Annotated in this window: 10 protein-coding genes; 7 read left to right on the forward strand and 3 right to left on the reverse strand. The window is 70.5% G+C overall.

The genetic code is table 11. The features are described from left to right. Window positions 1-82: 82 nt before the first annotated feature. On the forward strand, window positions 83-2686 hold the full coding sequence (pepN, locus tag ACZ418_RS01915) for an aminopeptidase N (protein WP_468355424.1): 2604 nt from the start codon (window positions 83-85) through the stop codon (window positions 2684-2686). Window positions 2687-3126: 440 nt separating this feature from the next. Here the strand turns inward: pepN and ACZ418_RS01920 are convergent, their stop codons facing one another. Next, window positions 3127-4146 carry an aspartate-semialdehyde dehydrogenase gene (locus ACZ418_RS01920; protein ID WP_468355427.1) on the reverse strand — a complete coding sequence of 340 codons (1020 nt, stop codon included), beginning with the start codon at window positions 4144-4146 and terminating at the stop codon, window positions 3127-3129. A gap of 331 nt (window positions 4147-4477) precedes the next feature. Between ACZ418_RS01920 and ACZ418_RS01925 the strand changes: the two genes are divergently transcribed. Beyond that, the gene (locus tag ACZ418_RS01925; protein WP_468356845.1) at window positions 4478-5035 is read left to right on the forward strand and encodes a sigma-70 family RNA polymerase sigma factor; all 558 of its coding nucleotides are present in this window, start codon (window positions 4478-4480) and stop codon (window positions 5033-5035) included. A 1-nt stretch (window position 5036) separates the two neighbouring features. Further along, window positions 5037-5903, forward strand: a complete 867-nt coding sequence (locus ACZ418_RS01930; RefSeq protein ID WP_468355430.1) for a hypothetical protein — start codon at window positions 5037-5039, stop codon at window positions 5901-5903. Window positions 5904-5953: 50 nt separating this feature from the next. On the opposite strand, the gene ACZ418_RS01935 is transcribed toward ACZ418_RS01930, so the two are convergent. Together ACZ418_RS01935 and ACZ418_RS01940 are read right to left on the reverse strand one after the other, a co-directional pair. Then, window positions 5954-9250 (reverse strand): S8 family serine peptidase, encoded by a 3297-nt coding sequence (locus ACZ418_RS01935; RefSeq protein ID WP_468355433.1) that lies wholly within the window; start codon window positions 9248-9250, stop codon window positions 5954-5956. A 154-nt stretch (window positions 9251-9404) separates the two neighbouring features. After that, window positions 9405-9947 carry a CGNR zinc finger domain-containing protein gene (locus ACZ418_RS01940; protein ID WP_468355436.1) on the reverse strand — a complete coding sequence of 181 codons (543 nt, stop codon included), beginning with the start codon at window positions 9945-9947 and terminating at the stop codon, window positions 9405-9407. Between the two features lie 109 nt (window positions 9948-10056). Here ACZ418_RS01940 and ACZ418_RS01945 point away from each other — a divergent pair, with 109 nt between their 5' ends. From ACZ418_RS01945 to ACZ418_RS01960, 4 genes are all read left to right on the forward strand, one after another. Further along, window positions 10057-10503: a VOC family protein gene (locus ACZ418_RS01945; RefSeq protein WP_468355439.1), complete on the forward strand. Its 447-nt coding sequence runs from the start codon at window positions 10057-10059 to the stop codon at window positions 10501-10503. A 2-nt stretch (window positions 10504-10505) separates the two neighbouring features. After that, on the forward strand, window positions 10506-11387 hold the full coding sequence (locus ACZ418_RS01950) for a pyridoxamine 5'-phosphate oxidase family protein (protein WP_468355442.1): 882 nt from the start codon (window positions 10506-10508) through the stop codon (window positions 11385-11387). Between the two features lie 10 nt (window positions 11388-11397). Further along, a complete protein-coding gene (locus tag ACZ418_RS01955) occupies window positions 11398-11886 on the forward strand; it encodes an NUDIX hydrolase (protein WP_468355445.1) in 489 nt (162 codons plus the stop codon). Window positions 11887-12087: 201 nt separating this feature from the next. Next, the gene (locus tag ACZ418_RS01960) at window positions 12088-13836 is read left to right on the forward strand and encodes a TIGR03767 family metallophosphoesterase (protein ID WP_468355448.1); all 1749 of its coding nucleotides are present in this window, start codon (window positions 12088-12090) and stop codon (window positions 13834-13836) included. Window positions 13837-13897: the final 61 nt, after the last annotated feature.

A 13897-nucleotide genomic window follows, 5' to 3' on the forward strand; every position in this document is an offset into this window, starting at 1 on the left:
CACCGGCGGGAACCGGACATCGCCTTCCCGGTGGGCGGCATGGAAGGATGGCGCAACCCACACATAACGAGGAGATGACCGCGTGCCTGGCACAAACCTGACTCGCGAAGAGGCGCAGCAGCGGGCCGAGCTGCTCACCGTTGACTCGTACGAGATCGATCTCGACCTCTCCGGCGCGCAGGAGGGCGGTACCTACCGGTCCGTGACCACGGTGCGCTTCGACGTTGCTCGCGGCGGCGCGGAGTCCTTCATCGACCTGGTGGCACCGACCGTGCACGAGGTCACGCTGAACGGCGACGCGCTCGACCCCGCCGAGGTTTTCAAGGACTCGCGGATCGCCCTGCCGGGTCTGCTGGAGGGGCGCAACGTCCTGCGGGTCGTCGCGGACTGCGCCTACACCAACACCGGCGAGGGCCTCCACCGCTTCGTCGACCCGGTCGACGAGCAGGCCTACCTCTACACCCAGTTCGAGGTGCCGGACGCCCGCCGGGTCTTCGCCTCCTTCGAGCAGCCCGACCTGAAGGCCACCTTCCAGTTCACCGTGCGCGCGCCCGAGGGCTGGACCGTCGTTTCCAACTCGCCGACGCCCGAGCCGCAGGACAACGTCTGGGTCTTCGAGCCGACCCCCCGCATCTCCACGTACATCACCGCGCTCATCGTCGGCCCGTACCACAGCGTCCACAGCGTGTACGAGAAGGACGGGCAGAGCGTGCCGCTCGGCATCTACTGCCGGCCCTCGCTCGCCGAGTTCCTCGACTCGGACGCGATCTTCGAGGTCACGCGACAGGGCTTCGACTGGTTCCAGGAGAAGTTCGACTACGCCTACCCCTTCCAGAAGTACGACCAGCTCTTCGTGCCCGAGTTCAACGCGGGCGCGATGGAGAACGCGGGTGCCGTCACCATCCGTGACCAGTACGTCTTCCGGTCCAAGGTGACCGACGCGGCGTACGAGGTCCGCGCGGAGACGATCCTGCACGAGCTGGCCCACATGTGGTTCGGCGACCTCGTCACCATGGAGTGGTGGAACGACCTGTGGCTGAACGAGTCGTTCGCCACCTACACCTCCATCGCCTGCCAGGCGTACGCGCCCGGCTCGCGCTGGCCGCACTCGTGGACCACGTTCGCCAACTCGATGAAGACCTGGGCGTACCGGCAGGACCAGCTGCCGTCCACGCACCCGATCATGGCCGACATCCGCGACCTGGACGACGTGCTCGTCAACTTCGACGGCATCACGTACGCCAAGGGAGCCTCCGTCCTCAAGCAGCTCGTCGCGTACGTCGGCCAGGACGAGTTCTTCAAGGGCGTGCAGGCCTACTTCAAGCGGCACGCGTTCGGCAACACCCGCCTGTCCGACCTGCTCGGCGCCCTGGAGGAGACCTCCGGCCGCGACCTGAAGACCTGGTCGAGGAAATGGCTGGAGACGGCCGGCATCAACATCCTCCGTCCGGAGATCGCCACCGACGCCGACGGGGTCATCACCTCCTTCGCCGTCCGCCAGGAGGCTCCGGCCCTGCCCGCCGGTGCCAAGGGCGAGCCGGTGCTGCGCCCGCACCGCATCGCGATCGGCCTGTACGACCTCGACTCCGACTCCGGCAAGCTGGTGCGCACCGTGGGGGTCCCCCCGGCCGAAGGCTGGGGGAGGATCGAGTTGGACGTCGACGGCGAGCTGACGGCCGTACCGCAGCTGACCGGCAGGCGCCGCCCGGCGGTCGTGCTGCTCAACGACGACGACCTGTCGTACGCCAAGGTCCGCCTGGACGAGGAATCGCTGAAGACGGTCACCGAGCACCTCGGCGACTTCCAGGAGTCCCTGCCGCGGGCCCTGTGCTGGGCCTCGGCCTGGGACATGACGCGGGACGCGGAGCTGGCGACCCGGGACTACCTCTCCCTGGTCCTGTCCGGCGTCGCCAAGGAGTCGGACATCGGTGTGGTGCAGTCGCTGCACCGCCAGGTCAAGGTCGCGATCGACCTGTACGCCGACCCGGCCGCCCGCGAGGCCCTGCTGGCCCGCTGGACCGACGCCACGCTGGCCCACCTGCGTGCGGCTCAGCCGGGCAGCGACCACCAGCTGGCCTGGGCCCGTGCCTTCGCGGCGACGGCCCGCACCCCCGAGCAGCTGGACCTGCTGGAGGCGCTGCTGGAGGGCACCCAGACCGTCGAGGGCCTGGCCGTGGACACCGAGCTGCGCTGGGCGTTCGTGGAGCGGCTGGCGGCGGTCGGCCGCTTCGACGAGGCGGAGATCGCGGCCGAGTACGAGCGGGACAAGACGGCCGCCGGTGAGCGGCACGCGGCGACGGCTCGCGCCGCCCGCCCGACGGTGGAGGCCAAGGCGGAGGCGTGGGCGTCGGTGGTCGACTCCGACAAGCTGCCGAACGCCGTGCAGGAGGCCGTGATCAGCGGTTTCGTGCAGACCGACCAGCGTGAGCTGCTGGCGCCGTACGCCGACCGGTACTTCGAGGTCATCAAGGACGTCTGGGACTCCCGTACGCACGAGATCGCCCAGCAGATCGCCGTCGGCCTGTACCCGGCCGTCCAGGTCTCCGAGGCGACCCTCGCCAAGACCGACGCCTGGCTGGCGGCGGCCGAGCCGAACGCGGCCCTGCGCCGCCTCGTCTCGGAGTCCCGCTCGGGCGTCGAACGGGCCCTTAAGGCCCAGGCGGCGGACGCGGCGGCGGGCGAGTAGTCACGACAACGAGGGCGCCCGGACCGTGTGCCGGGCGCCCTTTGGCATGGGCTTTTTCGGAATGGCAGCAGGTCACGGAAGACGCAAAAATATATGGGGCGACCTCGGAAAATATCGTAAGGCGACCGAGGCGATCGGGGTGCAAGACGCGCAGGTCGGCGACTGCTTTGACGAAAAGACCGACAAGTCGGGAGATCCCGTCGGCGCCTAAATGGGGTGACGGCCTGTCGGCAACGTTACGGCGCTTTTGTCACCGGGAATTATGACCTGAGTCATTCCATTTCCGATGAACATTCATGGAATTCAGGCTTCCGGTACATCGAATGTGATGTCTACCGAACCGACAACCAGAAGCTCACCTCGAGTATCGTTGCCCACCGAGTAGCCGAAAGCCCCGAACCGGACGGTCCAGGGCTTTCGTAGGGCGTTCCGTTTCCCGTCTACTTCCCGGACAGCTCCGCCGCCACCAGCTCCGCGATCTGGACCGCGTTCAGCGCGGCGCCCTTGCGGAGGTTGTCGTTGGAGACGAACAGGGCGAGGCCGTTGTCGACCGTCTCGTCGCGGCGGATGCGACCCACGTACGACGGGTCCTGGCCGGCCGCCTGCAGCGGGGTCGGGATGTCGGAGAGGACGACGCCCGGGGCCCCGGCGAGCAGCTCGGTCGCGCGCTCCGGGGAGACCGGGCGGGCGAAGCGGGCGTTGACCTGGAGGGAGTGGCCGGAGAAGACGGGCACGCGCACGCAGGTGCCGGAGACCAACAGGTCGGGGATCTCCAGGATCTTGCGGGACTCGTTGCGCAGCTTCTGCTCCTCGTCGGTCTCGTTCAGACCGTCGTCGACGATGTTGCCCGCCAGCGGCAGCACGTTGAAGGCGATCGGCCGCTTGTAGACCTGCGGCTCGGGGAAGTCGACCGCCGCGCCGTCGTGGGTCAGCTTGTCGGCGTCCGCGACCACCTTCTGCGCCTGGCCGTGCAGCTCGGCCACGCCCGCGAGACCCGAGCCGGACACCGCCTGGTAGGTGGCGACGACCAGCGCCTGAAGGCCCGCCTCCTCGTGCAGCGGCTTCAGGACCGGCATCGCGGCCATCGTGGTGCAGTTCGGGTTGGCGATGATGCCCTTGGGGCGGTCGGCGACCGCGTGCGGGTTCACCTCGGAGACGACCAGGGGGACCTCCGGGTCCCTGCGCCAGGCGGAGGAGTTGTCGATCACCACGGCGCCCTGGGCGGCGACCTTCTCGGCCAGCGCCTTGGAGGTCGCGCCGCCCGCGGAGAAGAGCACGATGTCCAGGCCGGTGTAGTCGGCGGTCGCCGCGTCCTCCACCGTCACCCCGTCCAGCACGGTGCCGGCCGAGCGAGCCGAGGCGAACAGGCGCAGCTGCGTCACCGGGAAGTTCCGCTCCGTGAGGATCCTGCGCATGACCGTGCCGACCTGACCGGTGGCTCCGACGATTCCGACCCTCACAGTGACTCCCTCTTTGTGTCTCGTGCATGACCGGGGCTTTTCCATCATGCGGCCGACCCCGGTCCACCTGTCCAATTCTTTGCGCGGCGTGCCCGAGGAGTGGGACACGATCACCCGGCGGACGGTTCCCTACCTCCGTCGAACACCGCGCTGAGCTGGAGAAATTCCCTCCTCCGGGCGCCGGGGCCGCAAGCTGTGCTGTCCCGTGCCTGCCCGTACGGATTCCGGCCATACGGCGATGTGACGTACGCCTCTGCGGACCGCCGGAAACCGGTCCGAACGTTTCGGCCCGCTGCCGCGTCGTAGGGGCAAACGCGTGAGGGGGTGGCTTGTGCTGCGCGGAGGGGCGCGCCGCGACCAGGGGGCGTACGCCGCCGGTACGGACCGTACGGGCCGTGCCGGTGACGACCCGCTGGACGCGGCCCAGGAACGCCGGGTGCGGGCGGTGCTCGCGCTCGGCGGGGTGCCGCAGTCGGACCTGCCGGACGGGGTGCAGCAGGTCCGGCTGCGGCTGCTGGAGCGGACCGCGAGCGGGCGGGAGGCGCCGCGGGACGTGTCGGCGTGGGCGGCGGTGGTCGCCTCCAACCTCGCCATGGACTGGCACCGGGCCAAGCGGCGCCGGGAGCGGCTCGGGGAGCGGCTGGCCGCGCTGCGCGAGCCCGCGCACCCCTCCGGCGAGGAGACCAGCCTGCTCTCCCTCGCCGTCGCCCAGGGCCTGGACGACCTGCCCGCCGCCCAGCGGCAGGTGCTCGTCCTGCGCTTCTTCGCCGACCTGCCCGTCCGGGCCATCGCCGAGGAGCTGGACATCCCCGAGGGCACGGTCAAGAGCAGGCTGCACACGGCGGTCCGCGCCCTGCGCGACCGCCTGCACGAGGACGAGGTGGTGTGACGTGACCGCCGGACACGAGAGCGCCGGGGAGTACGGCGGTATGGACGCACTGATGGCCGCCGTCACCGGGGAACCGCCGACCGAGGAGGCCCGCCGGGACCCCGGCTTCCTCGCCGAACACCGGGCCGCCGAGGCCGATGTGGCGGTGCTGAAGGAGCAGCTGACCTGGCTCGCGGAGGCGCTGACCGGGGAACGGGCGACGGAGAACGAGGCAGAGCCCGGAGAGAGTCCTCGGCCGGTGCCCCGCCCGCGCGGTGTCGTACGACCGGTGCGTGCCGGGCGCCGCCCCCCGCGGCCCCCGCGCCCCGGCCGGCCCTCCGGACCGCGCCGGGCCTTGCGGATCGCGTTCGGCTCGCTCGCCGGGGCGGCCGCCTTCGCGCTGGTCGCCGGTTTCGGCTGGATGGTGACGCACTCCGGTGGCTCGGACGACAACAGCGCGAGCGCAGCGGACAAGAGCGCGGGCGATTCCGCGGCGAAGTACTCCGGGGACGGCGGACGGCCCTCCGACCCGGAACTCGACCTGGCCTGCTCCAGGCTGGTCGTGGAGGGCACCGTGGCCGCGGTGGAACCGCAGAAGCTGTCCCCGTGGAGCCGGATCACGCTGACCGTGATCCGCTCCTACAAGCCCGCGTACCAGCCCCCGCACGGACCGGCCCGGGTCAGCTTTCTGCTCGACGGCGGTGCGAAGCCGGCCCCGCGCACGGGCCAGCACGTACTCGTCCAGGTCGGCGTGGGACAGCAGAACGCGAGCCTGTGGGCCGTCGGCGACACCCGTGTCACCGTCAACCGCGCCTGGATCACCGAGGCGCTGCCCAGGTCCCGGCATCAGACCTGCCCCGCCGAAGAGGCGCCCACCGACAGGCCGTGAGGGGCGGGTGCCCGACCGGACACCCGCCCCTCACCGAGGGCACCCCGCCGTTACGGCGTGACCTTCTCGATCTTCACGCTGGCGGTGCCCGCGACCGTGCCGCGCGCGTTCACCAGCTGGACCCGGCCGAAGAACTCACGGCCGGCCGGGGCCTCGGCGGCGGCCGTGACCTGTCCGCTGACCGTGGCCGACTCGCCCGTGCCGAGCTTGACCGGAGTCGAGTCGTCGACGCCGACGCTGCCGAGCGTGGGGGAGAAGAACACGTCCCGGTAGTCGTAGTCGGTCGCCCCCGACGGGACGGAGTAGCCGACGACCTTGATGGTGTACGTGCCGGCGGCCGGGGACGGGAGCGAGACCGCCTCCTCCGAGTCGCCGTCGGCGGACTGGGCGACCTGCTTGCCGCTCGCGTCGTACACCGTCAGGTCGAGGTCGGCCGCCGGGTCCGAGACGCCCCCGATGGCGACGTCGAGCGAGGTGGCGCCGGCCGGGACGTCGACCGTGGTGGTCTGCGTCTCGCCCTGCTTGATGGACGGGCGGGCCGTCTTGGCCGAGCCGAGCGGGCCGCCGACCAGCTTGCCGTCCAGGGCCGCGTACCGGTTGGTCACCTTCCAGGTGACGCCGGCCGGGCTGCCCGCCTTCGCCTCGGGCACGGTCACGGTCTCCGGGTCGAAGGCCGCACCGAGGACGGAGACGTCCAGCGTGTACGGGTTGTCCAGCAGCGGGGACGTACGGCGGGACTCCACCTCCACCTCCCAGACACCCGGCTGCGGGTCGGCGTAGGAGCGCACGTCGGGCTTGCAGCCGTTGCCGTTCAGGTAGTTCGGGTAGCAGTACGGGGTGCCGGTGTTGTCGACCGGAACGCCGTACGGGTGGATGGCGATGAACCGGGTCTGGCTCTTGTCCTTCAGCCCGCCGATCGCCACCTCCAGCGACTTCGCGCCCTCGGGCACGGTCAGGAAGTACGACTGGGTGCTGTTGCGCTGCACCGAGTTCGTCGCGGTGTAGGTGTAGTGCACCGGGGTGGAGACCACGACGGTGGTGAGGATCTGCTTGTCGATCCCCTCCGTGAACGGGTCGTCGACCTCCAGGATCGCGCTCTTGATGCCCGCCGACCCCGGGGCCGCCTGCACCTTCACCGTCACGGGCTGGTTCAGCGGCAGCCGCACGACGTCGTCGCCGAGGATCCGGAAGGTGTTGCCGGCGTTGTTCGCGAAGCTCAGCTCGTGCCAGACCGCCCGGTCCGGGCCCGAGGTACGGGTGATGGTGATGTCGTACGTCTTCTTCTCGCCGGCCTTCAGACCGCCCTCGCGGTCGTACAGGCCGGTGCCGAACCCGGGGGTCTTCAGGGCGTAGTCGATCGCGGTGTCGACCGGGGCCTTGACGGTGTAGTCGTGCGCGGAGGCGTCGTCCTCGATCGCCTCCCACGCGTCCACGATGTCGATCAGGCCCGCGCCCTCCTCGTACGCCTGAACTCCCTTGAGGTGGCGGGCCGTCGACGTGAGCGCCGTGCGCAGCCCGGCCGGCGTCAGGGCGATGCCCCTCTGCTTCGCGGCCGACAGCAGCAGGGCACTCGCGCCGGCTGCCTGAGGGGAGGCCATCGAGGTGCCCTGGAGCATGGAGTAGCCGGCCGGCAGCGCGTAGCCCGCCTCGGCGACCGGGGCGCCCGGCAGCCAGGTCTGGGTGGAGTTGATCGCGGCGCCGGGCGCGACCAGCGTCGGGGTGAAGCCGCCGTCCTCACGCGGGCCGCGCGAGGAGAACGGCATCATCTGGTACTTCTTCTCCACGACCGAGCCGTAGTTCGCGGCCCAGGTCTCCTTGGAGATGGCCGCGCCGACCGAGATCACCTTGTCGGCCAGACCCGGGTCCCCGATCGTGTTGGCGCCGGGCCCGGAGTTGCCCGCGGAGATCACCAGCTGGACGCCGTAGGTGTCGATGAGCCGGGTGTAGAGCTCGGCGCGCGCGTTGTTGCCGTCGTTCAGCGCCGGCAGGCCGCCGATCGACATGTTGACGATGTCGACACCGCGGTTCGCGACGAGGTCGATCATGCCCTCGGTGAGGGCCACGTTGGTGCAGCCGCCGGACCAGGTGCAGGCGCGGGAGGAGACGATCTTCGCGCCGGGGGCGGCGCCGTTCATCGCGCCGCCGAACAGGCCGTTCGCGGCGGTGATGCCGGCGACGTGCGTGCCGTGCTCGGACTCGATGACCCCGATGTTGACGAAGTCCGCCTTCTTGCCGACCCAGGACCCGCCGTAGGGGTCCATCGGCACGTCCTTGCGGATCTGCACGACGAACGGCACCCGCTCGGCCACGTCGGTCTTCGGGTCGTCGGTGCCGAAGTACCCGACCTGGAAGCCGTCCTTGTAGGGCTTCATCGGGGTGTCGTCGGTGAAGTCGTGGTCGTTGTCCAGGTCGACGGTGACCGTGCCGGCCGCCGGGTCGTACAGCACGCCCCAGCTGTCGGTGGTGTCGCCGTCCCGGTTCAGGTCGCCCTTCTCGTCGCCGCCGGTGGTGGCGGACTCCTTGAAGGTGCTGATCTCGTACGAGCCCGAAGGCGCCGTCCAGCTCGCACCGCCGTAGGAGAAGCCCGGCCCGGTGACGGCGGTGACCATCGGACGCCAGGTGGCGTCGCCGTCCACGATCGGGTCGGTCGAGGTCACCCAGTCGACGATCTTCCGCTCGCCGGTGGTGGTCTTCTGCAGTGCCGGGTGGCCGAGGTCGACGCCGGAGTCGAGGATGCCGATGGTGATGCCGCGGCCGTCCCACTTCGGGTGGTCCTGGACGAAGTCGACGGCGCCGGTCTCGAAGGAGGGGTTGTACGGGTTCTTCGCCGGGGTGTTCTTGCCGGGTCCAGGGTAAGTCCCCGTAGTGGTACCGGAGTTGGTGCCGCTCGGCGCCGGGTCGTCGAGCGGGATCTCCTGCTTGAGGTCGATGGCGTGCACCGAGGAGAGCTTGGCGGCGGCCCGGATCGCGGCGTCGGCCCGAGCCGTCGGCACGGTGGCGCGGACGTAACCGAGCTTGTCGTAGGTACGGCCCACCGAGCCGCCCTTGACCGCGTCCAGCTCCTCGGCGACCTGTTCGGTCTGTCCCGGGGCGGTCGCGATCATCATGGTGACGTTCTTGTCGCCGTCGGCCTTGGCGTCGGCGAGCAGCTCGGCGTCGTCCGAACCGAGCTTGTCGTGGGCCGACTTGACGCCGGAGTCGGAGGCCGGGGCGGGCGGCGTTTCCGCGGCGAGGGCCAGGGGTATCGGCCCGGCCGCGGACAGGGCGGCCGCCACGCCCACGGCCACGGCCATGCGGGCCAGGCGTCTCGGACCGGGTATGGGATCACGCTCGGGCGTGTGGGTCATCGGCATCCCTCAGGTAAAGGAATTGAGCGGACGAGAGCGCTCAGCTTTACCCAAGGGGCAGTCCTTTGGGGATCGTTGACCGAATCGGTATCGATGTATGGGGAAAACCCGCGATGTCTATGTCACTGTTCGCCCCGTATGGCCGGTGATGCGGTCAGTTTTCCTTCAAGCGCGCGTAATGCCGGGACGCCTTCGCGCGGTTGCCGCACGCGGCCATCGAGCACCAGCGGCGGGTGCCGTTCCGGGACGTGTCGAAGAAGTGCAGGATGCAACTGCCGCCGGCGCAGGTCCGGATGCGCTCCGGGGCCCGGGTGATCAGGTCCAGATAGTTCCGGGCGGCGAGCCAGGCCGGCCCCCACGACGGATCGGCGAACTCGGGCTCCTCGGCGGGGCCGTCGGGGGTCAGCCGGGCCCGGATCCGCCCGTGCGCCAGTACGGCGTCCACGAGCGGCGCTGCCTCGGCCGGTGTCCCGTCGACCGCGGCCTTGAGCGCCTCGCGCGCCTCGCGCAGATGCTCCAGCACCTCCGGGTCGGCCGCGTGGTCCCCGGCCAGCCCGTTGCTCGCGAGCCACACCGCCAGGCCGTCGGTGCCGTCGAGCAGGTCCTGGGTGACGCCTTCCCGGTTCCACCGGGTGTTGAGCAGGTCGAGCGCGAGGGGCTCACCGGTGAGCGGGCGGGGGTCGCGGGCGATGGGCATCGGACACTCCTTCTCGTCTAACCACTCAAGGGTACGTGACCGGTTGACTCACCTACCTCTAACCGCCTAACCTCACAGACAACGGTTAGGTATCTCGAAGGGAAGAGCCATGGCCCCGCGCATCGCGCACACCGGTCTGAACGTCACCGACCTCGACCGCTCGCTCGCCTTCTACCGCGATCTCCTCGGCTTCGCCGTGCTCGCCGAGGGCAAGGAGGACGACCAGCGCTGGGCGATGCTGGGGGAGACCGGCGGCGCGCCGCTCGTCACCCTCTGGCAGCAGGCCCAGGGGTCGTACGACGGCGCTCGCCCCGGGCTGCACCACCTCGCCTTCACGGTCGACTCGATCGACCGCGTCCGGGAGTACGAGACCGCGCTGCGGGCCGCCGGAGCGGACTTCGCCTACGACGGTGTGGTCGCCCACCGCGAGGGCGGCACCTCCGGCGGGATCTTCTTCCACGACCCGGACGGCATCCGCCTGGAGATCGCCGCCCCCCTCGGCCCCGATGGCGCCCCGGCACCCCACTCGGATGCCCCGACCTGCGGTTTCTTCTAAGCATGGGTACGTATCACGCGGGTTCGCTCGCCGTGCAGGAACTGCTGGGCGTCCGCGACCGCGCCGACCACGTGGGCCGCTCCCTCGGCCAGGACATCAAGCCGATCGCGGCGGCCTTCCTGGAACTCCAGCCCCTGTTGGTGGTGGGAGCGGCGGATCCGGGAACGGGCAGGGTGTGGGCGTCGGCGCTCACGGGCACCCCGGGCTTCGTCCGGGCGACGGGTCCGAGGCAGATGTCGGTGGTCACCGGTGCCGGGCACCCCCTCACAACGGCCCTCACAACCCCGGGCACCCCTATCGGAACCATCGCCCTGGACCCCCGAACCCGCCGCCGCATGCGCCTCAACGGCCGGCTGAGGCCGACACCCCGCGGGTTCGCCGTCGAGGCCGACCAGGTGTTCTCCAACTGCCCCAAATACATCCAGCGCAGGGAGGCCTACGAGACACTCGCCGACCGCACACCGGGCAGCCCCCGCAGGCTGACCGAACTCGACCCGGAGGCAACCGAGTTCATCCGCTCGGCCGACACCTTCTTCATGGCCACCGCCCACCCCGGCGGAGCCGACGTCAGCCACCGCGGCGGCAACCCCGGTTTCGTCCAGGTCACCTCACCACACCGACTGACCTGGCCCGACTACCCCGGCAACGCCATGTTCCTCACCCTCGGCAATCTGCGCGGCAACCCCCGCACCGGACTGCTCTTCCTCGACTGGACCACCGGCACCACCCTCCAGCTCACCGGAGAGGCGCACACCGAGTTCACGGCGGCCGGCGAGCGCAACGTCCGCTTCACCCTCACCGAGGCCCTGTGGACCCCGGCCGCCCTGCCGCTGCGCTGGTCCGCCCCCGAATATTCACCGGCGAATCCGGACCTTCCGGGCTAACGTCCGGGGAATGCGACGGAACCTGAGGGTTGCGGCCTACGCCGTGTGTGTCCGTGACGGACAGATCCTCCTGGCCCGCTCACCCGGGCCCGACTCGGTCCCCGAGTGGGTGCTGCCCGGTGGCGGCATGGAGCACGGCGAGGACCCGTACGACACCGTCCGCCGCGAGGTCATGGAGGAGACCGGTCACCGCATCCAGGTGACCGGTCTCCTCGGCGTGGACTCGTTCCGGCTGCCCCTGGCCCGGCGCCGCCACCGTCGTCGTACCGACCACCACGCCCTGCGTCTCGTGTACGAAGGAGAGGTCGTCGGCGGTGAACTCCGGTACGAGGTCGGCGGCTCCACCGATTTCGCGGCATGGCGGGACCTTTCGGTCGTACCGGACCTGAACCGGGTGCCCCTGGTCGACCTCGCGCTGCGCCTCTGGCGGGAACGCCCCGCGAACGGTCATCTCACCGCCGAGACCCCTCCCGTACCCCAGGAGATGAACGAGGAGTAACCACCCCCCGGCCGCCCGCAATCCACTCCATGACCGCGACCGGTACCCCGTGATCCACGTACGGTGATCGGCGCTGCGCGTTGCCGCCGCGTTCACGCGCAGGTCATCCCCGGTGCCAACGATCCAGAGTGAGCGGGCTGTTCGTGCGAGCGACGACCCGCGACCACTGCCGACGCGTTCGCACTCGGGGAGATCGCGCCAATGTCGCGCATACGCTCTGTCGCCGCCTCCGCCCTGGAGGTCAACCGCCGTACCGTCCTCGCCGCCGCCGGAGCGGTCTCGCTCTCCGCGGGCGTCGGCTACGCCCTGCGCCCCACCGACAGCCAGGCCGCCACCACCGCGGCGCCGGTCGCGCACTCCCGGCAGGCCCCCGCGGCGGCCTCGCTCGCCCCCTACACCAAGGGCACGACGCTCGCCTCCGTGGCCGCACCCCGGAACAGCTCCGGCTACCGGCGGCTCGGCGACGGCCCGGGCTGGAGCCGGGTGGTGCGCAGCGAACTGGCCGTGCCCAAGTCGGGCCGGGCGGGCCGCCGTACGGCCCTCGCCGCGTTCGTGCAGTTCACCGACCTGCATCTGCAGGACGTCCAGCATCCGCTGCGTCTTGAGTACCTGCGCTCCCACGACGTGCACGCCTGGCGTCCGCACGAGGCGCTCACCGTGCCCGGCGCCGTCTCGCTCGTCGAGCGGGTCAACGCCCTCAAGGGCGCCCCCGTCACCGGCGCCCCGCTCCACTTCGTCATGACCACCGGCGACAACACCGACAACAACGCCCACTCCGAACTGGAGTGGTTCATGAAGGTGATGAGCGGTGGCCGGATCACTCCCAACTCGGGTGACCCCAGGCACTACGAGGGTGTGCAGAACAGCGGTCTGAAGCTGTACTGGCAGCCCGACTCGACCCTCCGCGACGGCGACAAGGCGCTCGGCTTCCCGCAGCTGGAGGGCTTCCTGGCCGCCGCGATCCGCGAGGTGCAGAGCCCCGGCCTGAAGCTGCCCTGGTACTCCACCGTCGGCAACCACGACGCCCTCCCGCTCGGCTGCTACGGCTCCCACGGCGACCCCTACCTCGCCGAGGCGGCCATCGGCGGCAGGAAGCTGTTCAGCGTCTCCGCCGCCGACGCCCAGAAGCTCCAGGACGCCATCAAGAACGCCAAGGACCCGGGGGGCACCGGCTACCGGGACTTCCTCAAGGCCCACGCCCGCTCGATGCGTTCGGTCACGCCGGACGAGAAGCGCGCCCCCTACACCCAGGCCGACTACCTCAAGGCCCACCTCGACCCCGCCCACCAGGGACTCGGCCCGGTCGGGCACGGCTACTCCTCGGCGAACCTCGACGCGGGCACCCAGTACTACGCCTTCCGCATCTCCGACGACGTCATCGGCATCAGCCTCGACACCACCGACGCCGGCGGCCACTACGAGGGCTCCATCGGCACCGCCCAGCTGAACTGGCTGGACAAGACGCTGAAGGACAACAAGGACTCCTACGCCGTCGTCTTCAGCCACCACACCAGCAAGACGATGGACAACACCCGCCCCGACCCGGCCCGCCCCGGCGAGAAGCGGCACGGCGGCGCCGAGGTGATCTCGGTCCTGTCCGCCCACGCCAACGTGCTGGCCTGGGTGAACGGCCACATCCACAAGAACGTCATCACCCCGCACCAGGCCTCCGGCGGCCGCTCCTTCTGGGAGATCTCCACCGCCTCCCACGTCGACTACCCCCACCTGGCCCGCATCATCGAGCTGGTGGACAACAAGGACGGCACGATCTCCCTGTTCACGACCCTGATCGAGTCCGCCGCCCCGCACCGCACCGACTTCGCCGACCTCTCCCAGACCGGCCTCGCCGCCCTCTACCGCGAGCTGGCCTTCAACGCCCCCGGCGCCAACAAGACCCTCGCGGGCAGCGAAGCCGACCGGAACACGGAGCTGGTGCTGAAGAAGGGCTGAGAGTCACTCAAATGGAGTAAAAGGAAGCAACCTTCGCGCATCCGGCACCGGTTTCTTCCCC

This window comes from Streptomyces sp. NPDC030820 (assembly GCF_055572075.1).

Excerpts from the sequence above, each read along its gene's own strand:
- ACZ418_RS01945 (WP_468355439.1), top strand. The coding sequence starts at position 10,057 with ATGGCCCCGCGCATCGCGCACACCGGTCTGAACGTCACCGACCTCGAC.
- ACZ418_RS01955 (WP_468355445.1), top strand. The coding sequence starts at position 11,398 with ATGCGACGGAACCTGAGGGTTGCGGCCTACGCCGTGTGTGTCCGTGAC.
- ACZ418_RS01940 (WP_468355436.1), bottom strand. The coding sequence starts at position 9,947 with ATGCCCATCGCCCGCGACCCCCGCCCGCTCACCGGTGAGCCCCTCGCG.
- ACZ418_RS01960 (WP_468355448.1), top strand. The coding sequence starts at position 12,088 with ATGTCGCGCATACGCTCTGTCGCCGCCTCCGCCCTGGAGGTCAACCGC.
- ACZ418_RS01950 (WP_468355442.1), top strand. The coding sequence starts at position 10,506 with ATGGGTACGTATCACGCGGGTTCGCTCGCCGTGCAGGAACTGCTGGGC.
- ACZ418_RS01935 (WP_468355433.1), bottom strand. The coding sequence starts at position 9,250 with ATGACCCACACGCCCGAGCGTGATCCCATACCCGGTCCGAGACGCCTG.